This window comes from Treponema bryantii (assembly GCF_900113965.1).
Classification (GTDB): domain Bacteria; phylum Spirochaetota; class Spirochaetia; order Treponematales; family Treponemataceae; genus Treponema_D; species Treponema_D bryantii_A.
Genome location: NZ_FORI01000002.1, coordinates 55055 through 77507 on the forward strand (window position 1 = coordinate 55055; position 22453 = coordinate 77507).

The 22453-nt window shown below is 40.0% G+C and carries 23 protein-coding genes and 1 tRNA gene; 8 read left to right on the plus strand and 16 right to left on the minus strand.

Features of this window, described 5'->3' with window-relative positions; genetic code table 11:
* Positions 1-28: 28 nt before the first annotated feature.
* On the plus strand, positions 29-472 hold the full coding sequence (gene fliW / locus BM161_RS02985; protein WP_074930374.1) for a flagellar assembly protein FliW: 444 nt from the start codon (positions 29-31) through the stop codon (positions 470-472).
* The gene (csrA, locus tag BM161_RS02990) at positions 472-723 is read left to right on the plus strand and encodes a carbon storage regulator CsrA (RefSeq protein WP_074930377.1); all 252 of its coding nucleotides are present in this window, start codon (positions 472-474) and stop codon (positions 721-723) included. Before fliW ends, csrA begins: the two co-directional genes overlap by 1 nt.
* Here csrA and tsaB read toward each other — a convergent pair.
* From tsaB to BM161_RS03045, 11 genes are all read right to left on the minus strand, one after another.
* On the minus strand, positions 713-1393 hold the full coding sequence (tsaB, locus tag BM161_RS02995) for a tRNA (adenosine(37)-N6)-threonylcarbamoyltransferase complex dimerization subunit type 1 TsaB (protein ID WP_074930379.1): 681 nt from the start codon (positions 1391-1393) through the stop codon (positions 713-715). The genes csrA and tsaB overlap by 11 nt on opposite strands.
* A complete protein-coding gene (gene tsaE, locus BM161_RS03000; RefSeq protein ID WP_074930381.1) occupies positions 1393-1824 on the minus strand; it encodes a tRNA (adenosine(37)-N6)-threonylcarbamoyltransferase complex ATPase subunit type 1 TsaE in 432 nt (143 codons plus the stop codon). The genes tsaB and tsaE overlap by 1 nt, the downstream gene beginning before the upstream one ends.
* On the minus strand, positions 1818-2081 hold the full coding sequence (locus BM161_RS03005) for a hypothetical protein (RefSeq protein WP_074644814.1): 264 nt from the start codon (positions 2079-2081) through the stop codon (positions 1818-1820). Before BM161_RS03005 ends, tsaE begins: the two co-directional genes overlap by 7 nt.
* Before the next feature lie 102 nt (positions 2082-2183).
* Positions 2184-3284, minus strand: coding sequence for a PilZ domain-containing protein (locus tag BM161_RS03010; protein WP_074930384.1), 1101 nt, complete (start codon positions 3282-3284; stop codon positions 2184-2186).
* A gap of 31 nt (positions 3285-3315) precedes the next feature.
* On the minus strand, positions 3316-3909 hold the full coding sequence (locus BM161_RS03015) for a hypothetical protein (RefSeq protein WP_074930386.1): 594 nt from the start codon (positions 3907-3909) through the stop codon (positions 3316-3318).
* 16 nt (positions 3910-3925) lie between these two features.
* Positions 3926-5992 (minus strand): flagellar filament capping protein FliD, encoded by a 2067-nt coding sequence (gene fliD, locus BM161_RS03020; protein ID WP_074930387.1) that lies wholly within the window; start codon positions 5990-5992, stop codon positions 3926-3928.
* 2 nt (positions 5993-5994) lie between these two features.
* Positions 5995-6381: a flagellar protein FlaG gene (locus BM161_RS03025; RefSeq protein WP_074930389.1), complete on the minus strand. Its 387-nt coding sequence runs from the start codon at positions 6379-6381 to the stop codon at positions 5995-5997.
* Positions 6382-6497: 116 nt separating this feature from the next.
* Positions 6498-7343: a flagellin N-terminal helical domain-containing protein gene (locus BM161_RS03030; protein ID WP_074930391.1), complete on the minus strand. Its 846-nt coding sequence runs from the start codon at positions 7341-7343 to the stop codon at positions 6498-6500.
* A gap of 356 nt (positions 7344-7699) precedes the next feature.
* Positions 7700-8560, minus strand: coding sequence for a flagellin N-terminal helical domain-containing protein (locus BM161_RS03035; protein WP_074930393.1), 861 nt, complete (start codon positions 8558-8560; stop codon positions 7700-7702).
* Positions 8561-8755: 195 nt separating this feature from the next.
* Positions 8756-9409, minus strand: coding sequence for a non-canonical purine NTP pyrophosphatase (locus tag BM161_RS03040; RefSeq protein ID WP_074930395.1), 654 nt, complete (start codon positions 9407-9409; stop codon positions 8756-8758).
* A gap of 35 nt (positions 9410-9444) precedes the next feature.
* The gene (locus tag BM161_RS03045) at positions 9445-10383 is read right to left on the minus strand and encodes a hypothetical protein (RefSeq protein ID WP_074930397.1); all 939 of its coding nucleotides are present in this window, start codon (positions 10381-10383) and stop codon (positions 9445-9447) included.
* A gap of 210 nt (positions 10384-10593) precedes the next feature.
* On the opposite strand from BM161_RS03045, the gene BM161_RS03050 reads away from it, so the two are divergent.
* The 3 genes from BM161_RS03050 (at position 10594) to BM161_RS03060 (ending at position 12323) form a co-directional block, all read left to right on the plus strand.
* Positions 10594-10666: transfer RNA gene (locus BM161_RS03050), tRNA-Met, on the plus strand.
* A 131-nt stretch (positions 10667-10797) separates the two neighbouring features.
* Complete coding sequence (locus tag BM161_RS03055) at positions 10798-11241, plus strand: DUF2147 domain-containing protein (protein WP_074930398.1); 444 nt, start codon at positions 10798-10800, stop codon at positions 11239-11241.
* A gap of 95 nt (positions 11242-11336) precedes the next feature.
* On the plus strand, positions 11337-12323 hold the full coding sequence (locus BM161_RS03060) for a DHH family phosphoesterase (RefSeq protein ID WP_074930400.1): 987 nt from the start codon (positions 11337-11339) through the stop codon (positions 12321-12323).
* A 6-nt stretch (positions 12324-12329) separates the two neighbouring features.
* On the opposite strand, the gene BM161_RS03065 is transcribed toward BM161_RS03060, so the two are convergent.
* From BM161_RS03065 to lnt, 5 genes are all read right to left on the minus strand, one after another.
* Complete coding sequence (locus tag BM161_RS03065; RefSeq protein ID WP_074930403.1) at positions 12330-13085, minus strand: radical SAM protein; 756 nt, start codon at positions 13083-13085, stop codon at positions 12330-12332.
* A 1-nt stretch (position 13086) separates the two neighbouring features.
* Positions 13087-13620, minus strand: a complete 534-nt coding sequence (locus BM161_RS03070) for a glutaredoxin family protein (protein ID WP_074930405.1) — start codon at positions 13618-13620, stop codon at positions 13087-13089.
* Positions 13621-13759: 139 nt separating this feature from the next.
* A complete protein-coding gene (locus tag BM161_RS03075; protein WP_074930406.1) occupies positions 13760-15871 on the minus strand; it encodes a ribonucleoside triphosphate reductase in 2112 nt (703 codons plus the stop codon).
* Positions 15868-16338 (minus strand): transcriptional regulator NrdR, encoded by a 471-nt coding sequence (nrdR, locus tag BM161_RS03080; protein ID WP_074930408.1) that lies wholly within the window; start codon positions 16336-16338, stop codon positions 15868-15870. Before nrdR ends, BM161_RS03075 begins: the two co-directional genes overlap by 4 nt.
* A gap of 173 nt (positions 16339-16511) precedes the next feature.
* Positions 16512-18356, minus strand: a complete 1845-nt coding sequence (lnt, locus tag BM161_RS03085; protein WP_083425654.1) for an apolipoprotein N-acyltransferase — start codon at positions 18354-18356, stop codon at positions 16512-16514.
* Positions 18357-18434: 78 nt separating this feature from the next.
* Here lnt and BM161_RS03090 point away from each other — a divergent pair, with 78 nt between their 5' ends.
* The 3 genes from BM161_RS03090 (at position 18435) to BM161_RS03100 (ending at position 22432) form a co-directional block, all read left to right on the plus strand.
* The gene (locus BM161_RS03090; RefSeq protein ID WP_074930412.1) at positions 18435-19616 is read left to right on the plus strand and encodes a galactokinase; all 1182 of its coding nucleotides are present in this window, start codon (positions 18435-18437) and stop codon (positions 19614-19616) included.
* A gap of 62 nt (positions 19617-19678) precedes the next feature.
* Positions 19679-20362: a tetratricopeptide repeat protein gene (locus tag BM161_RS03095; protein ID WP_074930414.1), complete on the plus strand. Its 684-nt coding sequence runs from the start codon at positions 19679-19681 to the stop codon at positions 20360-20362.
* A gap of 3 nt (positions 20363-20365) precedes the next feature.
* A complete protein-coding gene (locus BM161_RS03100) occupies positions 20366-22432 on the plus strand; it encodes a hypothetical protein (protein WP_074930416.1) in 2067 nt (688 codons plus the stop codon).
* Positions 22433-22453: the final 21 nt, after the last annotated feature.

Sequence of the window (22453 nt, forward strand, 5' to 3'; positions counted from 1 at the left end):
GATAAATAAAAGCAAACAGGAGATTTAGATGGAAATTATAACTAAAGCCCGTGGAAAAATTAGTGTATCTGATGACAGACTTATTACAATTCCAGAAGGACTTTTTGGTTTTGAACAGTTTAAAAAATATGCACTTGTAGATTCAGACTACGAGCCGTTTATCTGGCTTCAGTCTTGCGAAGATCCAAATCTTGCATTTTTAATTGTTGATCCTTTCTTAATCTGCAATGATTATGAAACTGATATTGATGATGCTTCATTAAAGAAGATTGGAATTACAAAACCTGAAGACATTATTATCATGACAATTGTGACTGTGCCACATGACGGGTCTGCAATTACTGCAAACTTTCAGGGCCCTCTTGTAATCAACAAGAAAAACCATGAATGTATGCAGGCTATTCTCACAGATAACAGATGGTCTACAAAAGTTGATATCGTTCAGGCAATGAATATGAAAGGAGGGTGCTGATGCTTATCCTTTCAAGAAAAATCGATGAGAAAATTAAAATTGGAACAGACATTACAATCACTCTGATTGACGTACACGGAGATCAGGTAAAGATTGGTGTTGAAGCTCCAAAAGATGTAAAGGTATTCCGTCAGGAAGTCTTTGATGCCATCCAGAAAGAAAATAAGGCCGCTGTTGTACAGGACCAGGATTCTGGAAATGAAAAGGCAATCAGTGCAATGAGCGCCTTGAGTAAGCTTCTTAAGAAATAGAACTGTTGAGTTTAATTTCGGCTTCGCTGGCTCTTAAGTAAACAGGGCCATCGTAGTCTTTAAGAGGCTCCGCCCCTTTTTCAATCAGCTTTTCAGTAATAGAAATTAAAGATTCTGCTGTCATTGCAGGTGTTGCAGGCAGCAGAAATTTTTTTTGTGGAAGCGCAGTACGAAGCTGTTCAGCAAGTTTATTACAGTCCGGACCGCAGATAAGCATTGTATCAAAGTTCTGAGCTGCACTCACAATCTTTTCAATTTCATAGTCACCGTCTTCAAGAACAGTTTTTTCACCATCAGTAATGCGGCAGTAAAACTTATCTTTGTTTGCATCAATACAGCTGATTACAGGATAGTTAAAATCAAGATATGGGTATGCATACGCCTCAAGGCTTGAGATTCCGTATACAGGAACATTATATGCAAGCTCAATTGCTTTTAATGCAGAAATACCAAGACGAAGTCCTGTAAAACTTCCAGGTCCAAGTGTAAGGGCTGTAGTATTTAATTCAGAAGGGGAGATTTCAGCCTTCTTTAAAAGTTCATCGATAGAAGGAACAAGAATTTCAGACTGACGCATTCCAATGTCATAAGTTGCAGAAATGAATTTTGATTCTGTTTTTACTGCAAGTGAGATTCTGGTTACTGCGCAATCTAAAGCTAAAATGTTCATTATATTTCCCCATTATTCCAGTTTTCAATTTCAATAAGGCGGCTGCCGTCGTCCTGTGGTGTAAGGCGAAGAATTATAGTTCTTTTAGGAAGTTCTTCCATAATCTTTTCAGACCATTCAATAATGCTTACACCATCACCATAAATCATATCATCTGTACCAAGGTTTACGAAATCTTCTCCGCCTTCAAGACGATATACGTCCATATGATAAAGCGGCATTTTTCCGTAGTATTCGCTTATGAGACAGAAGGTAGGACTTGTAATGGTATCTGTAATTCCAAGTGCCTGTGCAATACCTTTAGTGATTGTTGTTTTACCTGCTGCAAGAGTTCCCTGCATGGCAATAACATCGCCCTTTTTGAGTTTATTTCCAATTCTTACGCCAAGCGCAATTGTTTCTTCTGGAGATTTAGTTGTGAATGTTAACAAGGCAGTCTGCCTTCAAGCTCTTCTGTAAATATATATTCAAGCAATGCCTTTTTTACCGGTATGAGCGGGTAATTAATAGGCTGTGGGAATGAGAGCTCAATAATCTTTTTTCCCATAGGGCTTGTTTCAATGCTGAAAAAAATCTGAACTGTGTCTGTGCTTGTAGGAAATTCCATTACAGCATCACAAGTGTATTTTCTGAGATAGAAAATTTGACCTTCTTCACGCTGAATATTCTGTAGCTCAATGACTCTCATATTCTTATAGAATACTCCAAAAATGTTGTGTTATCAAGTCTTTTTTAATGGGTTGTTATGGTGTCTACAAAAACGGATGCTGAAACAAGTTCAGCATGACCATTAAAGTTCATATTTATAAACAAGGGTATGAATCTTGTTTTTAGATGCAAGGGAAATCTGTACAAACTGAATATGAAGGGCAAGACGGCCTGTGGGGAGTCTTCTTGTTCTTCGTATAATTCCAACAATAGTCTCTTCAATTCCAGTATCCGGAAGTATTATGCCAATATACTGCTTTTCTTTGATAGGAAGTTCAGTCTGAATACAGCAACCACCAGCAGAGATGTTTGTAATTTTTCCGTTGTAAGATTTTTCAGAGAAGGAATACATGTCTTCTTTGTTCTTTGCATTTGCATCGTATTTAACAGCCTTAAAGTGGCATTCCTTTTCAAAGAAGTCTCGTTTGTAATGACGCTGTGCCTGACATTCAAGCTGTTCTGAATGAGAGAGTACCATATAGAATTTTCCATCATTTCCTTCGTTGTAACGGATAATTCTTGTTACCAGGTTATAAGAAAGACCATCAGAAGTACGGAAAGTAAAACGGCTTCTTGTAAGCAGTTCTGGTCTTCTAGGTGATTTATAGATAAACTCTGGAATTTCTGCAGTAAAGAAATCTTTTAGATTCTGGGTAACTGTAAACGGATACTGTTCGCCTTCTGCAGATATGTAAAAGATTACAGTCTGTTCAGCAATCTGTCTTGTTGAAACAACCTTTTTATACTGGGCAACAATCATTTCAAGCTTAAACAGAGTAGTGAAGAAATCATTCATCTTTTGATCTGTAAAAAGATTCTGCTGTTTCATAAGATCATAAGCAGTGTGGAATAATTCATTTACTTCGTTATTGCTTTTTACTGAATAAAGAATGTTATTACAGTCTGTGATTTTACAAACATCCCAGAGAGTGTTCATTTCAACTGTAGAAAGATTGTTATCTTTTGCCAGCTTTTGAATATCTTTGAATTTAGTTTTTCGACTGCGTTCTTTTTCAAGATACTGTTCAGACTTGTAATAGTTTTTGATTTTCATATAGATAATAAAAGCTATTCCAAGAATTACAGCAAAGATAGCAAGAAGGATGATTATGATTAAAATATCTGGTGCGTGTGTTTGTCTGGCCTCAATAGGAGAGCCCGAGCCTGAACCTAATAAAAACATAAAACCTCCTGCTAAGGTCGATTACGGCCTGTTACATTTCTTTCAGAGCCTTTGAAATGTCCTTTAATCTAGGGCAGATTTCATATTCTGAAAGATCTCCAATCATTACAGTATCGTTGTTCTGTAATGCATCTTCAAAATCCTTAAGTATTGGTGAGAACTCTGCAAAGAATTCCTTGAAGTTTGCTCCGTTCATGCTTTCGTTTGTAAAGGTCTCCGGGAAGAGGGAAGCAAGTGTTGCAATGTGGCAGAACTGATCAATGCTGTCTGCAAGTTTTTTGATTGATTCACTTACTTCAAGATTTTTGCCGCTCTGAAGTGAAACTGGCACGCCTTCCATCTGAACTGCAAGTTCGTTAAAGAGTTCAGAAAGCTTTGCAAATGAAGCCTTAATATCATTAACTGTTACGATTGAAAATTCAAATTTTGTATTCTGTCCAAGAGGCTTTGCAGCTTCTTCATCAAAAATATCAGCTGTAATCTGTTTGCCGTCTACAGTAATTCCAATTACTGCGGCATTGTTTTCTTCACAAGTGCTTTCAAAAGATTTGAGAACATCTCCAATTGTCTGCTCATCTTCAATCTGAACATCAACCTGCTGTCCGTTTATGTAAAATTCAATCATAATTTACCTGCCTTACTTATTTCTGATTCTGCTGCTGCTTTGTGAAGTTAGAGATTGTGTTCTGCTGTGCTTCAAGGCTGTTCAGCGAGCCTTCCATTTGACTATATTTATTTCTAAGCTCAGCTTCTTTTTTTGCCATCTGTGTTTCAAGCTTAGCAATTTTAGATTCAGAACTTTTGATTTTAGAATCCAGAGAGGAGGTTTTCATTGCAAGAATTCCTCCGGTCTGTGTATATGCTGAAAGCTGTTTATCAAGCTTATAAGCAATTCCTGTGTCTACAATCAGGTCTCCGTCTGAGTCATAACCAAAAAGCATTTTTATATCATCAAGATGATTTTCAAGTGCCTGATCAAGTTTCTTTTCATCAATTTCAAGATAACCGCGAAGCTTACTCTGAGAATATCCTCCAGAATATCCAGAGGCATTTGTTGCAATACCAAGCTGAGAAAGCATTGTGATTTCTGCTGTATCAGAGAAAAGATATTTAGCAGAGACTGTAGAAGCCATATTTGATTTTATATTTGTCAGAGAAAAATCAGACTGGAAAAGTCCAAGTTTTTTCTGTTCAGCATCTTTTTCATCTTTTGTAAGATAATCAAGCTCTTCAATAAGTTCCGGCTTGTTTTGAGAAAGAATGTTTAATTCTGCAACTGCCTGATTATATTTACCAACAAATTCAATGATTGCGGTCTTTGAAGAATCAACATCCGGCTTTACAGAAATTGTTGCTGTCTTTTCTGTCTTGTCGTGAATGTTCAGTGTAATTTCAGGAACTACATCATCAATCTTATTTGAAGCTCTTGTAATTGTAATTCCTTCGTATTTAATGATTGCATCATCAGCAGTTGAAACCGGATGCTTTGGTCCGTATCCTAAATCCTTTACAGGATCCAGTGCTGTAATGCTAGAGATTTCATAAGATGTACCGGTGTTTTTATTTCTTACAGCAAGTGCTTTGATTCCAGAATAGTCAGAAAGCTTTACGTCTATCTGGGCCGGCTTTCCGTCTTCTGCAGGTGTGTAAGGAATTTCTTTTTCAGAACCGTCTTCCATTACTGCGTAAAGAATCTGATTTGTCTTTACAGGCTCGAGTGGAGCAGGAGGTTCTGGCGGTAAGTTAAGGTTTGTATCAGAAAGATTATTTGAAATAACAATACCTTCGTATTCAGCTGTTCCTGCGTCAGGAAGTTCCGGCTGTAATAAGGTTTTATTGATTTCTGGAGTAATATCTTCTGTTTCTTTCTGAGTAACTGTAAACTGAAGATGAAGGTCTGTATCACGGAGTATTTTCTCAGGAATCTTTACCTGATAAGCACCGCGTGGATCAACTGTAGCAGTCTGCTTTTCTTCATCATATTTTGTATTTGTAAGAGAAAGAGGCGGCATATAAACCGGCTCGTCATATTCAATAGGATTTACAGGAAGTATTTCATTCTGAGATTCAGAAAAACTCTGAGTCTGTGATTTGATTTTATCAACCATGCCTGAATCAAAGGCAAATGTTTTTGCGTCATCTTCAAAAATGAGGCGGTTTTCTTTTCCTGTTGGAACCGCTTCAATTAAAAGAGATTTTTTACCGGCACTAGCACCGATTATTGAAGATTTAATTACGTTGTTTCCGCGTTTATTGATTGCGGCAGAAAAGTCTTTGAGAGAACCGCCTTTCCAGTTGAAGCTTATCTGTTTTTCTCCAACCTTATAGGTGTAGGTTCCTGTTGGAACTTTAAAATCATTTTCCAATTCGTCAGTAAGAAAACGGTCTGAAGACGCTGCCTGAAGAACATCAACTTTAAAAGACTGTAAACTTGCACTTCGATTAGCCTCTGCAGTAACTGCATATTCTTCTGTTGAGGATGTTAATTTACTGTTAAAAGGATTTTCGAAAGAGTAGAGAGTCTTTGTGTTATCTCTGAGAGAGGTAAGTCTTGAATTGATGTCGCGCCAGGCGTCCTTTTCAGTTTTTAAACTTTCTAACTGATCCTGTTCCCTTGTTAGAGGGATGCGCTCAATTTTCATGAGCTTTTCTACAGTATCGTTAGTATTATACTGATCAGTAACGCCTGGTATGTTCAGTCCAGCCATATTTAAATCACTTCATCGAACATTGAGCCAATAGCTTTTCTGATGCGAAGCTTAAGTTTCTGCATGTCTTCTGACGGAATCTGCTTGATAACCTGATTTGTTGTTGAATCTACGATTGAAACTACAACACTTCCAAGTTCTTTGTTCACACTGAACTGAAGCTTGTTTCCGCCAACCATTTCAGTCATTTTCTGCAGCGCCTGAGAATCTGCTTTTATTTCGGCAATATTCTGCTCTATATTCTGCGCTACCTGGGCTCCTGTGGGAGTTATGGAAGCCGCTGCAACCTGCTGTTGTACAGAATTGCTAGCTGAATTCTTATTTGTATTGTAAAGAGACTGGCCATCCATTGCCACATGAACCATTGAATTCGTATTAATAGTATTCATAGTTCTCCTCCTTGAAAAAAATGGAAAGGGAAGGGGGGCGCATACCCCTTCCTTCCATATTTCAAATCAAAAAGATGACATCCAGTTATCTCTTTAATTCATTTTTTTTAATTAGTCTACTGCAACAAAGCCAATACAGTCTGTGACTGGTTATTAGCCTGAGCGAGCATTGCGGTTCCAGCTTGTGTGAGAATGCTGTTCTTTGTGAATTCAACCATTTCAGAAGCCATGTCTGTATCACGGATACGGCTTTCTGCAGCCTGGGTGTTTTCAGCAGCAATGTTTACGCCTTTTGCAGCCATTTCGAAGCGGTTCTGATATGCACCAAGATCTGCTCTCTGCTTGTTAACATTTGTTAAAGCAGCGTCAACAGTTGCAAGTGTCATATTTGCTTCGTCTGGTGATGCAATAGAAATCTGTTCGTCACCACCCTGAGCACCCTTGAGTCCAAGAGCAGCAGCAGTCATAGTGCCGATGTACACGCGTGCATTCTGATCTGTGTTTGCACCGATCTGGAACTGCATTGTGTCTCCGCCTTCTGCGAAGCGTCCAGTCAACATATTCATACCGTTGAACTGAGCAACGCTGGCAATGCGGTCTACTTCAGCAACGAGCTGTGATACTTCAACCTGAATCTGCATGCGGTCTTCATCGCTGTAGATACCGTTTGCAGCCTGAACAGCAAGTTCGCGAACACGCTGAAGAATGTCTGTTGTTTCAGTCAGATAACCTTCTGTTGTCTGGATGAAAGAAACACCATTCTGGATGTTCTTTGAAGCCTGGTTCAAACCACGGATTTGGCTGCGCATCTTTTCAGATACAGCAAGTCCTGATGCATCGTCTCCGGCGCGATTGATGCGTTCACCAGAAGAGAGCTTCTCCATGTTTTTCATGATTGACTCATTAGAAATGTTAGTCACACGATCTGCATAGAGTGAGCTCATATTGTGATTAATAATCATATTAGTGCCTCCATGTTTACTTAAAACAAAAAGCCTCGTGCTTTTTGCCTGCAGGTGAAGGCTAAACCAGTACTGCGCCTCTGATTTAGTTTCAGACCATTCAGCAGGAATAGTCAGTCTTTTGCAAAACCGACTGTTCCTGCCGTCACCAGCGCTACATGGTGGCACTTATGTCAAAGAACTATGCACCTCTGAACAGGTACATTGATAATATAAACAAAGTTATATTATTAATTCTACGATGTTTTTGCTGAAAAGAAAAGGGGAGATTCACAAAAAAAAACACCGCACTAATTAATAGCCGTCATTTCTGACGACTATTAATTATATCTCACTATCTTAGCAAAGACAAGCGATTATCTGAGCAAGCTCAAAACATTCTGTGACTGGCTGTTAGCTTGTGCCAGCATAGCAGTACCTGCCTGCTGCAGTACAGAATTCTTTGTGAACTCAACCATCTGAGAAGCCATATCAGTATCGCGGATGCGAGATTCTGAAGCCTGAAGATTTTCAGCTCCAATATCCAATCCTCTAACTGTAAGCTCAAGACGGTTCTGATAAGCACCAAGATCAGCACGCTGTTTGTTGATCTTCTTCAATGCTTCGTCAATAGTTCCGATTGCGCGGTTGGCATCTTCCGGTGTAGCAAGTGAAAGCTTTTCTTCTGAACCAAGTTCGCGAACTCCGAGAGCTGCTGCAGACATAGTACCGATAAATACCTGTACTCTCTGATCCATGTTAGCACCAATATGGAACCACATAGAAGCAGTTACAACATTTTCTCCCATTGGCTGTGCGAAACGGCCAGTAAGCATGTTCATTCCGTTAAACTGAGCGGAACTTGCAACGCGATCAACTTCAGAAACAAGTGCCGAAATTTCAACCTGAATCTGCATGCGGTCTTCTTCAGAGTAGATTCCGTTTGAAGCCTGAACTGCAAGTTCACGGATGCGCTGCATGATGTCAGTTGTTTCCTGGAGGTAACCCTCTGTTGTCTGGATAAAGCTGATACCATTTGAACAGTTCTGTGAAGCCTGGTTCAAACCGCGGATCTGAGCACGCATCTTTTCAGATACTGCGAGTCCTGAAGCATCATCACCTGCACGGTTGATTCTTTCGCCTGAAGATAATTTCTCCATGTCTTTGTTAAGACCGAGACCTGTTACTCCGAGCTGACGATTGGCAAACATTGCCGACATGTTGTGGTTGATAACCATAGTATTCCTCCTTGGAATGTGAGCAGAAGAATCCTTTCTTCTGTTAAAAAGATGCAAAAATGCGTAAATGTTTTACAAGGCTACATCTACACATTTTTGCCCGAGGCGCCTGACTGCTGCTTCAGCGAAGTCGATACAGTCATAACACTTCTACACTAAATATCGGCAAGTTAGGAGAAATACTTTAATAAAAATTTATAAAATATCGATAATTTTTTTGAGGGCACGAACTGCTTTTCCACGATGTGAAATTGCGTTCTTTTCATCTGCGGTAATCTGAGCTACTGTTTTACCATATTCCGGGAGGAACACGATAGGATCATAGCCAAAACCACCGTTTCCGGCCTGTTTTGAGATGTCGTCAATCAAAGCGCCTTCAAAGGTTTCCTGGGCAACGAAAAGACGGTCTGTACCGCAGTACATTACCATAGCACAGGTATAGTGGCAGGAACGCTCTCCGTGAAGGTAAGCGCCTTTTGGAAGGTTTCCATTTTTGATTGCTTCGTTTGTCTGCTGAATAAGGAAGATATTCTGTTCTTCTTGAGAGATTTTTGTGCCGTCTGGCTTACCATGCATAAAGTCAGGGCCTGCATATCTTGAAGAAAAAATGCCTGGAGCTCCACCCAGGGCATCCACGCATATTCCCGAATCGTCTGCAATTACAGGGCAGTGTACAATATCATAAAGTGTACGGGCCTTAATCAGACTGTTTTCATAGAAGGTTGTTCCTGTTTCATCAGGATCAAAATCAATTCCTTCATCTGAAGGTATAAGAATTGTGTGTTCGGGAAGAAGTTCACACATTTCCTTTTTCTTATTCTTGTTTCCGGTTGCTAAGTAAATTTTCATAATCTAAATATAATGAAAATCTACCTTTGAAACAATCATAAGCCATCTTCAGCTTTCTTTAACAGATTTTCTCCAAATTCCTTTTTAGCACAGTTTATATAGTAATTTACCTGCCTCTCACAAATCCCCATTAAGTCTGCGACCGTTTTTGTAGTAGGGCGAAGGTAAAGATGTCCTTCTTCAAAAGCTTTGTTTAGTCTGTTCCAGTTGCGAAGATGTTTCTTCTCTTTGTTTTCATATTCCTTTGCCATTGAAAACTGCTCTTCAGAATAGTCTTCTGTTTTTAGCTTCTGAATAATCCTGTTGTAGCGTTTATGATGGAAATAAGCAAAGTTTCTTCGCTCCTGAGCTTTTTCACGCCTGTCGTGTTTGTCTGTAAGCGTGTCTTTACAGTGCTGAACCATATCATAAAAATATTCAGGTTCAATTCCATATAAACTGCTGATTCTTTCAATCTGTTCATCTGTAAGATAATAAGATGATTTTAATGCGAGAATCAGAATCTTTTTATCCTGGTGTTTTAGACTGAGTTCTTTAAGACTATTCTGAAGTTCTTCAGCAGGTATTTTACGAGGAGCATAGGGTACTTTTGGTTCTTCAAAATGCTTAAAATCTATTCTATGGTATTTAATTGCTTTTTCATCAAAATTATCTATACTTTCTTCAAGACACAGTTTTTCTTTCATAGAATGTACAATACGACTTTTAACTTTTGTATTGATGATTGTGCTGACAAAGCAGTACAGAAAGGTAAAGAAATCTCCGTAGTTGGGGTTAAACAGATGTAGTAGATGCGGGCCTCTTTCCAGAAGTTTTAGAATAACATCCTGTCTGAAATCTTCATCATATTTGTGTAGTCCATAGATAGGATAATTTTGGGTTACGAAGCTGCAGACTTTGTCTACAGTTTCTTTTTCGCTCAACAATCCGCGTTGAAAACTTTCAATCAGCTGATTCAGGTCTTGTTGTTTCATTGGGTACCTCTTTTAGTATTGGTTTGGTATTAAGGGATAGGTAGGTCCTGCAGCAATAACATCCCGTTATTAATTTTAAGGCAAGTTTGTTCATAAAGAAAGAAAAATGTTTACGTAAACATATAAAATTTTGTTATAATTATTTTTTAAATTTTAAGACAGAAGCTATTGACCAGAATTATTCAAAATGATAATATAGCAACATCTTTTGGCGACTTAGCTCAGTTGGTAGAGCACACGGCTCATATCCGTGATGTCAATGGTTCAATCCCATTAGTCGCTAACTAAAATCCGAATACTAAGGTATTCGGATTTTTTTTTGTTTTAAAATAAAATTGTTGTTAAAATAAAATAATCGGTTTATAATTAAGATTACTACTGGAAAAGTGGTTATGTTGAAAATCAGGAGTTATTATGAAGAAAATATTGATGATACTTGCACTCTTTGCATTGTTCACAACAGCAATTTTTGCTGATAACAATAACAGCGCATCTGCTCCAGCTCGTACAGAAGGAAAGTGGACAGATATATCTTATGTAAATGTTCCGGTTCTTAAGATACTTGAAGGTAAAGACGGATATGTAATTATCTATCAGAAGAATAAAACTGGAGTAGGGACAGTGATTGTTCCAAAGAACTGGGCACATGGTACTCCAGATGCTCCACGTAAACTTAAGTTCCGTTCCGTAAAAACATCAATTGGTTCTTATATGACCGTTGTAAAAGATGGCGGTGAGTTTAAGAGAGTTATACTTTCAATTCCAATGAACAAAAGTAATTCGATCTGGGGTATGGTTGATTCAAGAAAGAATCTTGAAGGAGCTGATAAAGATACCTTAGAGGACTTGGATTTATAAGCTGAAATACGCTATTATATAAAGAGGGTTTTGAGACCCTCTTTTTTTTTGCTTTGCAAGAATTTCAGATTTAATTTTTTTTTACGGAAATATACATGTTAGAACTGTCACAAAACAATATTGATGATTTTAAACAATTTATTAACAGTCACAATTTCTTTTTTATAGTTGGACACAAAGAACCTGACGGAGACTGTATTACTTCCTGTCTTGGAATTGCTGCTATTCTCGATCATTTTGGAAAACCCTATCAGCTGCTTTCTGCTGGTCCTTTTAAGAGAAATGAGGTTATCCGCTGGCAGGAAAAGTTTTCTGCAGAGATGACATTCCAGGATGAAGCAGAACGTAAGGCTACAGGCCTAATTATTGCAGACTGTTCAGAAATAATTCGTCTTGGTGATATTGATGGCGATTTAAAGGGCTTTGATACTTTTATTATCGATCATCACAAAACAAGTGAAATTGGCGGAGACATAAAGGGTGTAATTAATCCTGATGCTCCAGCCTGTGCCTTTCTTGTTCAGCTTTTTTATGAAGCTCTTATTGGAAGTGTTCCTACAGACCTTGCAAAGATTTTATTTTTTGGAATCTGTACTGACACAGGCTTTTTCCGCTTTCTTACAGAAAACTCTGCTCCGGTATTTGCAGCAGTAAGCAGACTTGTTGCAGACGGAGCAGATCCAAGAACTACCTACAGAGAAATTAATTCCGGAAAACCATATTCAACCCGTAAGCTTTTGGGAATCCTTTTGGGCCGTGCTGAAAAGTATCTTGATGGCCGCCTTGTAGTTACATACGAGACACTTGAAGATACAAAGAAGTGGGGGCTTGAAGGAAGAGATTCCGATTCTCTTTATCAGCTGATGCTTTCTGCAAAGGGGGTAGAAGCAGTTGTCTTCTTACGCCAGGACACTCTGACAACCTGTACAGGCGGCTTCCGTTCTCAGGATAAGATTGATGTATCTGCGGTTGCGGCAAAGTTTGGCGGCGGCGGACATAAGAATGCAAGCGGTATGAGCTGCAATGGGCGCGTGGAAACATTGATTCCTCAGATTGTCAAAGAATTTGCACGTGTGATGTAAAAGATATTATCTGAGTGCACTGCCTGGAATTAATGATTTTGCGTAATCAATCAATTCCGCTGCTTCCTGATCTGAATATGGATAAATATCATTATACGCAGGGTCCAGGCAGTTTTTATTCATGAACTGCGCGAACTGCCAGCTGGCATCTTGCGGGAGCAGTTTGGCGATCTCTGTAATATCATCTTTTGTAACAAGACCTGGAACAAGCACTGTGCGCCATTCTCTGCAGTCTGCAGAATAGCTTGCTACAATCTCTGCGCTCTCGCGTAATACGTTTTCAAAATAATCAGATTTACCAAAGAAAGGAGACTTGTCTCCGCAAATCAAAGTAGAGTAGCGCGATGGCGTTGTTTTGATGTCCATTGCAATAAAGTCCGGGTGGAGCTCTGGATCTTCTACAAGGGCACGGAGCTTTTCTGGTAAGGTTCCGTTTGTGTCTATTTTGATTTTATAGCCAAGCTCGCGGGCTTTACGGATAATTACTGGAGTATAAGGATTAAGAAGCGGTTCTCCGCCGCTGATGGTAAGGCCGCTTAAAATACCCTGACGCTTTTCGAGGTGAGCAAAAAGCTCTGCTACGGTGCTTAAAGGTTCTGTGTCGTAAGCAGAATCTTCAAGCACAAGCCCAATGTTGTAGCAGTACGGGCAGCGGATATTACAGCCTTTTAGAAAAAAAGAACCTGCAACACGTCCCGGAAAATCTACACAAGTAGTTTTTACAAGTACGCCTGCAGGTTTATTAAGGTCAAGTTCTGACATATTATGCAGAAACTGCTACCTTGCTGAATACAGCTTCGAGTTCTTCAACGTTGTGGCAGCGTGCTGTTTCAACACCAGCCTCGTTGTAGAAGATTACTGTAGGAGATGCGAATACACCTTTCTTTGCAGCCTCAGCAAGACCTTCTTTTGTATCGACGTCAATTGAACGTCCTGGCATATCAAGATCAGCCATAAAGTCTTTTACTGGTGGGCAGTTAGGGCAGGTTTTTCTAGTATACATCTCATATGTAACGCTGTTTGTATCAGTTACTGTTGTCATAGCAGACATCTTAGCAGGAGCTTTTGCTTCACATGCGCAGTCTGCAGCAGTAATGTCATATTCTTTACTTGCTTCGAGAGTAAACATTTTGCGCTGGTCGAACTCGTCGCGCTTACCTCTGTTCCAATGCTTTACGGCACGATAGTAACCTACGATGCGTGCGTAAACTTCTGTTTCTGTTCCATGAACATCATTGAGTTCAGCCTTTGTTGCTGCAATTTCAGCTTCAATTTGTGCAAGTGTTCTTTTTTCCATAATCTTTTTCTCCTCCCAAAATTATTTAAATTTTTCACACCCACACTAAATGTAGTGTGGAATGTACGTTTTGTCAATACATCCGACACTAGAATTCTCGGCATGGAGCCTTAAAATCTTTAATGTCAGACTTACTTTTTTAGTTCTTTTCTGCAAGAACCTTCTCTTTTTCTGCTTCAAGAGCCTTAAGCTTTTCTTTAAGGGCCTTTTCTTTCTCAGCCTTACACTTAGGACATTCGAACTGCTGTCCTATGAGATAGCCGTGAACCTTACAGATAGAGTAGGTAGGTGAGATTGTGAAGAACGGAATGCGATACTTGCTTGCGATTGTGCGAACAAGGTCTGCACAGCTCTTCCAGTCTTTAAGAGCTTCACCCATGAATACGTGGAACATTGTTCCTCCAGTATACTTGGTCTGAAGTGCTTCCTGATGATCGAGAGCTTCGAATACATCAGCTGTGTAGTCAACAGGGAGCTGTGAAGAGTTTGTATAGAACGGTTCATTTGTTCCGCTTGTGATAATATCAGGGAACTGCTCCTTGTCGTGTCTTGCAAGACGATAAGAAGTAGATTCTGCCGGTGTTGCTTCAAGGTTGAACAGATCTCCTGTTTCTTCCTGGAAGTCCTGCATTCTCTCTCTCATGTGCTGCAATACTTTTTCAGCAAATGCTTTACCCTTAGGATCTGTAATAGGAACTCCAAGGAAGTTCATACAGCATTCGTTCATACCACACAGACCGATTGTATTGAAGTGGTTTACAAGGGTCTTGAGGTAACGGCGAGTATAAGGGAACAAGCCGCCATCATAAAGCTTCTGAATAACCTTACGCTTTGTGCAAAGACTTTCCTTTGCAAGCTCCATAAGGTAATCCAGTCTCTTATAGAATTCTTCTTCATTCTTAGCGAGGTAACCGATCTGTGGCATATTGATTGTTACTACACCAATAGATCCTGTGAACTCGTCTGCACCGAACAAACCACCACCACGGCGGCGAAGTTCGCGCTTATCAAGCTGGAGACGACAACACATTGAGCGTACATCGCTAGGGTTCAAATCTGAGTTTACAAAGTTCTGGAAGTTCGGTGTGCCGTACTGTGCAGTCATTGTAAACAAAAGTTTTGCATTTTCTGAATTCCAGTCAAAATCACGTGTGATGTTGTAAGTTGGGATTGGGTAAGCGAATCCGCGTCCGTTAGCATCACCTTCAATCATAAGCTCAATGAATACTTTGTTAATCATATCCATTTCTTTCTGGCAGTCGCCGTAAGTATAATCCTGTTCCTTACCGCCTACGATTGCTTTCTTGTTCTTAAGGTCATCTGGACATACCCAGTCTAAAGTGATGTTTGTGAACGGAGCCTGTGAACCCCAGCGGCTAGGTGTGTTTACACCGTAAATATAGCTCTGGATGCACTGGCGAACCTGTTTTTCTGTAAGATGATCTGCACGGATGAATGGAGCAAGGTATGTATCGAAGGATGAGAATGCCTGTGCTCCGGCCCATTCGTTCTGCATGATGCCAAGGAAGTTTACAATCTGATTAACAAGGGTAGAGAGGTGTGTTGCTGGTGTTGAAGTAATTTTATCTGGTACTCCACCAAGACCTTCTGCAATCAGCTGGCGCAAAGACCATCCCGCACAATAACCTGAGAACATTGAAAGGTCGTGGATGTGGAATGCTGCTGTTTTATGAGCCTCTGCGATTTCCTTTGAATAAATATTGTTGAGCCAGTAGTTAGCAGTAATTGTTCCTGAGTTGTGGAGAATAAGTCCACCAAGCGAGAAGTTAACGTTAGCGTTTTCATTAACACGCCAGTCACTCTGAGCAAGGTATCCATCCATAGTCTTGTTGATATCAATCATAAGACTCTTAGCATCGCGCATAGCTTCGTGGCGTGCACGATAGAGAATGTAAGCCTTTGCTACTTCTACTTCTTTGTTTTCAATCAGAACGCTTTCTACAATATCCTGAATCTCTTCGATAGCAGGAATTGAGTGTGCTCTGTTGCCTGCAAGCTGAATTCTAAGCTTTTCTTCAACCATGTCAGTAAGAGATGCTGCTCTGTCCGGATCCTTGCGCTTTTCTACAGCTTCAATTGCTTTACCAATTGCGCTTTCGATTTTGTTTCTGTCATAGTCTGCAATTTCGCCTGAGCGTTTTACTACAGATTTTAAGAAACCTTTTGTTTCTGAGTCGTTGCTTGATCCAAGGAAGCTTCTCCATTCTGGAAAGATTGATTGATCACTCATTTTGATTTTCCCCTCTTTTCTATGTTCTTTACTTCAGTTATGAATTCATCAAGATTTTCAAAATGCCGGTAAACAGATGCAAATCGAATATAGGCAACTTTATCAATGTCATAAAGTTTTTCGAGCACAAGTTCACCAAGCTCGGACGTAGAAATTTCACGGTTTTCACGACCCTTGCTTATTGCGAGATCTTCAATGTCATTGGAAAGCTGTTCTACCATAGAGGTTGCAACAGGACGTTTTTCCAGAGCACGCTCAATGCCTTTATTCAGTTTATCTCTGTCATAAGGCTGGCGTCGTCCGTCGCGTTTGATTACCATAAAGGGTTTTTCGTCAATACGTTCATAGCTGGTAAAACGGTAGCCGCAGGAAAGACATTCACGTCTTCTGCGTATACTTTCACCATTTGCCATTGTTCTTGACTCAAGGACCTTGTCCTCAATGTTACCACAGTAGGGGCAGCGCATTGGTTCCTCTCACTTTTTATTTCTAGCGTCTTTGTTTTGATAATAACATCATAGTACACTAAATATGGATACTCAAGTGAATTTTAAGAAATTTTGCGAATTTATTTTAAACTTTTTTTCTTGACAAAAAAATATTTTATGCTTGTCACCGAAATTCAGGCCGATGGTATTGACTATTTTTTATTTTTAGAATTCTTTTTCTTTTTTTTCTTGTCTTTTTTTGATTTTCGTTCGCTTGGAATGTAATCATAAGGGCTGAAATCAAAGTAAGACCAGATTGTACAGAGGAAGAAGATGATTAAACAAAGGTATGCAAGCCAGTTTCCAAAGCGGGCATAGGTTGTCATCTGTCTCTGGAAAACCGGAATATCTGTGGCAAGGGCGTCTTCTTCAAAAAGAGGAAGGTCTGCAATTACTTTTCCTGATGGATCTACTACAACTGAATAGCCTGCGTTGGCAGAACGAACCAGAGTTGTACGGTATTCTATTGCACTGTAAGAAGCAATTACAAAGTGCTGTATCTCACTCGACTTTTTGAGAGACCACGAATCATCTGTAATGTTTATGAAAAGTTCGGTTCCATTTAAGAACAGAGGCCGCATTATATCGGTAAACGCATCATCAAAGCAGATAGGGGTAGAAATCTGTACTGTAGCCGGCATGTTTTCTTCTTTTTTCTGCTCGGATAGAGTTTTATTAAGGTCTATGTTTTTTACAGCAGGAAGCTTGTAGTTTTGTGTAACGCGGCAAGGAACATTAAAGAATACATACTGGTCGCCAGGAGTCCAGCCTGCAGAAATACCTACCACCTTTTCCATAAAGGCGTGAATTACAGGAACTTCAATAAAAGGAAGTGCTTCTGCAAATGGTACAAGATGATTTTTTGCGTAGTAGCCGCGGTATTTTCCGTCCGCGTCATAAAGCAGCGCTGAATTAAAATACTCCTTGCGTTCGCGCTCGGACTCCACAGTCTGTTCGCCTTCCGTTTCAGCCCCCGCAATCTTCGTGCGTCTGATTACCGAGCCGCCGAAAATACACGGAACATTTATCTCCTTTACGAATTGAGAAAGAGGCTTTTCCGTAGGATACCAGCTGTAATAGCCTTCCGAAGTAGGGAACGCATGGCTAAGACAGCCTTCGCTCCACACAACAAGGTCTGCCTTACGGCCAGTCATAGCAAGCTCATTTATCTTTTCCTGTGTTAACTTTTGCGAAGTGAGTATTGAATTTTTATCTGATTCTGCTTTCCAGGGGTCACTGTTCTGCTGAACTGTAATGGCAGTAAGCTCTTTTACCGGTTTACGAGGCTTGTCATACTGGTAAATTCCGTGAATCAAAAGCAGCAGGAGAAGTACGCCAAAGCATTTTGCTATCTGAACAGTATCTTTATATTTTGATTTTTCAAGCTGCTGGTTACCGTAATATAAAAGAATGCACTGTGCCGCAATAGCGTTAAACAGAATTACCATAAAGGTAACGCCGTAAACGCCAGTTATAGACGCAGTCTGCATAATTACAGGCCATTTGTACATTGCAGAAGAAACAGTTCCCCACGGATATCCCAGAAATCCTGCCGATTTTACCCATTCGTAAAGCGTATAAGTTGAGGTAAAATACAGAATTCTGAAAATTGTAGAGCGTCTTAAGCTGAAAACAATGGAATATTCGTTTAATTTGTTCTGACAGTCTGAAGTATAGTAAGGAATAAAGAAGAAAAGCCCGAAGGCACCGCCAATACAGGCCGTTCCGAAGGCTGAAGCTCCCAGTGTAAAGACTGCATAATCCTTAAAATAGGCAAGCCAGAAGCTTGAAATCAGATGTGTTGTAAGTGTCTGAAGGAAAAAGGCAAGGAAGGCAGTTTTGAAATCCTTAATCTTATTGAAAATCAGATATAATGGAATAAAAGCCAGGAGAGTGTATACAGGGCATCCGAAAAGGTATAATTCATTTGGAATGGCTGCTGATAACATTAATCCTGAGAAAACAGAAGAAAAAATAACTTGTAAAATCAATTCCATTATATTATTATTTTAACAATATACATTGAAAAATTTCAAGGTAAAATAGGGGAATTAATAAAAGGGAGGGTCCAATAAATGAAAGCAGTAAATGATGCACACGAATTGGAATATGGAGAAAAACCAGAGGCAGTTGCCAAGGCACCGGGAAGATTCCATCTGATAGGTGAGCATTCCTGGTTCTTTAAAGATAAAACAATGTCTATGGCGGTTAATCTGCCAGTCTATGTTGCAATTTCAAAAAGAGACGACACTTCAATAAAATTCTATTTCCATCAGCTTAATGAGCGAAAAAAAGCAAGTATAACGTCGCTGAAGCTTAAAAAGGAAGATCGCTGGGCAAACGCAGCTAAGGCAATTGTCTACGGCTTTACTTCAGGAGGCTTTACGCTGGGGGGTATGAATATCACTATCTACAGTGAAATAATTCCTTCTGCTGGCTTTGGAATAACTACGGCTGCTAAGGCTGCTACGGCAGTCGCAATCAAAAATCTTTTTAATCTTAATTGCTCTGATATGGAGCTCCTTCAGGTCATTGAACGCGGTAACCGCCGCTTCCTTCAGAATAACAACTACATCGCAGATAACTTTGCTGCACTTTTTTCCAAGAAAAACAATATCATAATTACAGATCACTTCAAAAACACATGGGATTATGTTCCTTTTAATTTTGAAGATAAAAAGGTTCTTCTTGTTGATACAAAGGTACCTCGTGTTTCTGTATGGAATGAAGATACACTCCATGAACCTCAATATGCTCTTATTATGGGTGATATGAGGGAGCGTAAGGCAAATGTATACGGCGGCTGGCATTATATTGATGATGTAACTGATATTAATGAACAGCTTTCTGTTGTAAGTGAAGATATCAGACGTAAGCTTCTTTCAGTTCTTTATGAACATAATGATTTACTTAATGCCCGCGAAGGTATTGAAAAGGGAGACTTCTTTAAGTTTGCCCGTTCAGTAAACCACAGTCATGAGACAATGAGAGATATGTTTAATATTTCCTGTCCTGAAATTGACTGGATTTTGAAGCGCGTAAATGAGCTTGAACCAAATCTTGACTTTGTACGAAACCCTGTAACCTGCGGACGTATTACAGGAAAGGGCTTTGGACGCTGCCTTTATGCAATTATGCGCGAAGGCGATGTAGAAAACTTTAAGGCTAAAATTACAGAGTTCGAAAAGATTTTCGGCTTCCATCCGGACGTATACGAAGTTGAGCCTGCAGACGGCGCATCAATGGTAAGAGACTAGAAATAGTGGACTGTATGCAATTTAAGTTGTAAAATGATATAATAAACAAAAGGGTGGGGAAATTGCAGAACAATACGATTTTAAATGAAGGTAAACTCCTTTATACTCAAAAAAAATACGATAAGGCTCTTGCTTTCTTTTTAGGACTTCCTACAGATTCAGACGCAGACAAGATTGAAGTTTCATACTATCTGGGGCTTTGTTATACAAAGCTTGAACGTTATGATGATGCCCTTTTATTTCTTGAACAGGTAGTAACTTCTGGTGGAAACCTTGAACGCACATTGCAGTGCCGTTTCCTGCTTGCAGTAATTTATGCTTTGTCTGGAAGAAAAAGACTTGCAGATTTTGAATTGAATAAGCTTCTGGAAACAGGTTATATGACTGCTTCTGTATATGCGGCAATTGCTTATGTTGCCTGGGAGCAGAATGATACAGAACGCTGCCTCAGTTATTATGAACAGTCTCTTAAAGAAGACCCTGATAATGTTTCTTCTTTGAATGGTCTTGGATATGTACTTGCCTGCCAGGAAAAAGATTTAACCAGAGCCCTTTCTCTTTGTAAGCAGGCAGTAAAATCTGCACCTAAATCTGCAGCCTGCCTTGATTCGCTTGGCTGGGTATATTATAAGCTTGGATTATATAAGGATGCTCTGCAGTACCTTCAGCAGGCAGAACAGATTGATACAATGAATGTAGAAATTACAGAGCATATAAAATCAGTAAGACTTAAGTCGGGACACTAATTGATGAAAAAGATTACCGCGTTACTTTTTACAGCTGTATTCTCAGTTATAGCACTCTCTGCTCAGGTTACAACAGATGATGCGGGCCTTCGTGTTCCAGAAGACAGAATCAGAACTGGAAATGAGGGCTTTGCTTCGGAGGAATTCCGGCGCGGTGTACAGGCATACTATAAGGGAGCTTTTAACGAAGCAATCGTTCAGTTTGAAAAAGCTCTTGCATATCTGCCTGATGATAATCTTATTCTTGACTGGCTTGGAAAAGCTTACTATAAGGCAGGTCTTGAAGGTTCTGCCCTCAGTTACTGGAATAATGCAAGTGAAAACGGATATGGCGGACTTCTGCTTGAAAATAAAATTGAGATTGTACGTGAGCGCCGCGTAACAGGTGACTCAACCGACAAGATTATGCGTTTTTCAGAAGCAGGTGCCTTTCCGGGAACCTTCCAGGGAAATCTGATTTTCAGCGGCCCGGTTTCAGTTCAGCCGAACTACGACGGAACTATGTGGGTTGCCGCTTATAACACAAACGAACTTATTCTCTTAAATCAGAATGGAAAAGTTGTAAACCGAATTGAAGGTCCGCTCAATGGGTTTGATCGTCCTAGCGATATTATCCGCCTTCATGATGGAAATCTTCTTGTAAGTGAACATGCCGGAGACCGCCTTGCACTTTTGAACAGTAAGGGTGGTTTTACAAAATATATTGGAACTAAAGGCCGCAAGCTTGGAGAGCTGGTTGGACCTCTTTATCTTGCTCAGGATTATCTTGAACGCATTTATGTAACTGATTACGGTAACCGCCGTATTGATGTTTATGATAAGGACGGCGAGCCTGTTTTCTTCTTTGGCGGAAGCTCTGGAGATTTTGCGGGCTTAAAAGGACCAACTGGAATTGCTGTTGTAGACGAAAGTGTTTATGTAGCAGATGACCAGACTGGAAATATTTATGAGTTTGATAGATCCGGAAACTTTATCCGTGAGCTGGTAGAGCCTGGAACTTTCAAAAAGCCGGAAGCTATAAAATACTGGAACGGCAGTCTTATTGTTTGTGACTCAAACCGTGTAGTTTCTGTTGATTCAGATTCTGGTGCTCTTTTTGAATATGTAAGAACCGGTAATGCTCCGTCGCGGGTAACTTCTGCGAGTCCGGATGTAAACGGAAATGTGATTGTAACTGATTTTACTGCCAACGAAGTTTATGTAATGTCTAAGGTACAGGAACTGGTTGGTGGTCTTTTTGTTCAGATTGAACAGATTGATGCTTCAAAGTTTCCGAACGTTACTGTTGAACTTCGTGTTGAAAACCGTCACCGCCAGCCTGTGGTTGGCCTTCAGGAACAGAACTTTTACCTTACAGAAAATATGAGGCCTGTATCGTCTCTCAAGATGCTTGGCGCGGCTTCAAATAATACGGATGCTGACATTACCATTATTATCGACCGCTCGGTTAACACCAGCCTTTATGGTCAGGAAATTGAAAGCAGTGTCAAAGAGGTTGCCGCCTCGATGAACGGGAACGGCACGCTGCGTATAGTTGCGGCCGGAGCGATCCCTGCGGTGGAGTATGTTGGCCGGCCGGATGCACTTGGAGATTTCAGCCTTGCAGCTTTGAAGACCAAACAGACTTCTTCTGCTGCCTGTGATCTTGCACTTCGCCTTGCTTCAAATGATCTTATCAATGCAGCAAAGAAGCGTGGAATTGTTTTGATTACAGCGGGAACCGATAATGCTCTTACTTTTGAAAAGTATAACCTTGCAGAGCTTTCTTCTTACATGAATAATAACTCAATTTCGTTCTCTGTAATTCAGCTGGATCAGGGGGCAATGGGAGAAGAACTTGCTTACGTTGCAGACAGCACTACCGGAGATACTTATTATGTATTCCGCCCACAGGGCTTAGGTGATGTTGTTAAAGATATAATTGAACTCCCACAGGGAATCTATCAGTTGTCTTATACTTCTGCAATGTCTACAAACTTTGGTACAAACTATCTTCCACTCGAAGCTGAGGTTTATCTTTTGAACCGAAGCGGCCGTGATGAAACCGGATATTTCGCACCGCTTAAGTAGATTCAACTTCTAAAAGTTTCG

Bases quoted from the DNA above. Each gene is read 5' to 3' on its own strand.
- fliW (WP_074930374.1), top strand. From the start codon at position 29: ATGGAAATTATAACTAAAGCCCGTGGAAAAATTAGTGTATCTGATGAC.
- csrA (WP_074930377.1), top strand. From the start codon at position 472: ATGCTTATCCTTTCAAGAAAAATCGATGAGAAAATTAAAATTGGAACA.
- tsaB (WP_074930379.1), bottom strand. From the start codon at position 1,393: ATGAACATTTTAGCTTTAGATTGCGCAGTAACCAGAATCTCACTTGCA.
- BM161_RS03005 (WP_074644814.1), bottom strand. From the start codon at position 2,081: ATGAGAGTCATTGAGCTACAGAATATTCAGCGTGAAGAAGGTCAAATT.
- BM161_RS03010 (WP_074930384.1), bottom strand. From the start codon at position 3,284: ATGTTTTTATTAGGTTCAGGCTCGGGCTCTCCTATTGAGGCCAGACAA.
- BM161_RS03015 (WP_074930386.1), bottom strand. From the start codon at position 3,909: ATGATTGAATTTTACATAAACGGACAGCAGGTTGATGTTCAGATTGAA.
- fliD (WP_074930387.1), bottom strand. From the start codon at position 5,992: ATGGCTGGACTGAACATACCAGGCGTTACTGATCAGTATAATACTAAC.
- BM161_RS03025 (WP_074930389.1), bottom strand. From the start codon at position 6,381: ATGAATACTATTAATACGAATTCAATGGTTCATGTGGCAATGGATGGC.
- BM161_RS03030 (WP_074930391.1), bottom strand. From the start codon at position 7,343: ATGATTATTAATCACAATATGAGCTCACTCTATGCAGATCGTGTGACT.
- BM161_RS03035 (WP_074930393.1), bottom strand. From the start codon at position 8,560: ATGGTTATCAACCACAACATGTCGGCAATGTTTGCCAATCGTCAGCTC.
- BM161_RS03040 (WP_074930395.1), bottom strand. From the start codon at position 9,409: ATGAAAATTTACTTAGCAACCGGAAACAAGAATAAGAAAAAGGAAATG.
- BM161_RS03045 (WP_074930397.1), bottom strand. From the start codon at position 10,383: ATGAAACAACAAGACCTGAATCAGCTGATTGAAAGTTTTCAACGCGGA.
- BM161_RS03055 (WP_074930398.1), top strand. From the start codon at position 10,798: ATGAAGAAAATATTGATGATACTTGCACTCTTTGCATTGTTCACAACA.
- BM161_RS03060 (WP_074930400.1), top strand. From the start codon at position 11,337: ATGTTAGAACTGTCACAAAACAATATTGATGATTTTAAACAATTTATT.
- BM161_RS03065 (WP_074930403.1), bottom strand. From the start codon at position 13,085: ATGTCAGAACTTGACCTTAATAAACCTGCAGGCGTACTTGTAAAAACT.
- BM161_RS03070 (WP_074930405.1), bottom strand. From the start codon at position 13,620: ATGGAAAAAAGAACACTTGCACAAATTGAAGCTGAAATTGCAGCAACA.
- BM161_RS03075 (WP_074930406.1), bottom strand. From the start codon at position 15,871: ATGAGTGATCAATCAATCTTTCCAGAATGGAGAAGCTTCCTTGGATCA.
- nrdR (WP_074930408.1), bottom strand. From the start codon at position 16,338: ATGCGCTGCCCCTACTGTGGTAACATTGAGGACAAGGTCCTTGAGTCA.
- lnt (WP_083425654.1), bottom strand. From the start codon at position 18,356: ATGGAATTGATTTTACAAGTTATTTTTTCTTCTGTTTTCTCAGGATTA.
- BM161_RS03090 (WP_074930412.1), top strand. From the start codon at position 18,435: ATGAAAGCAGTAAATGATGCACACGAATTGGAATATGGAGAAAAACCA.
- BM161_RS03100 (WP_074930416.1), top strand. From the start codon at position 20,366: ATGAAAAAGATTACCGCGTTACTTTTTACAGCTGTATTCTCAGTTATA.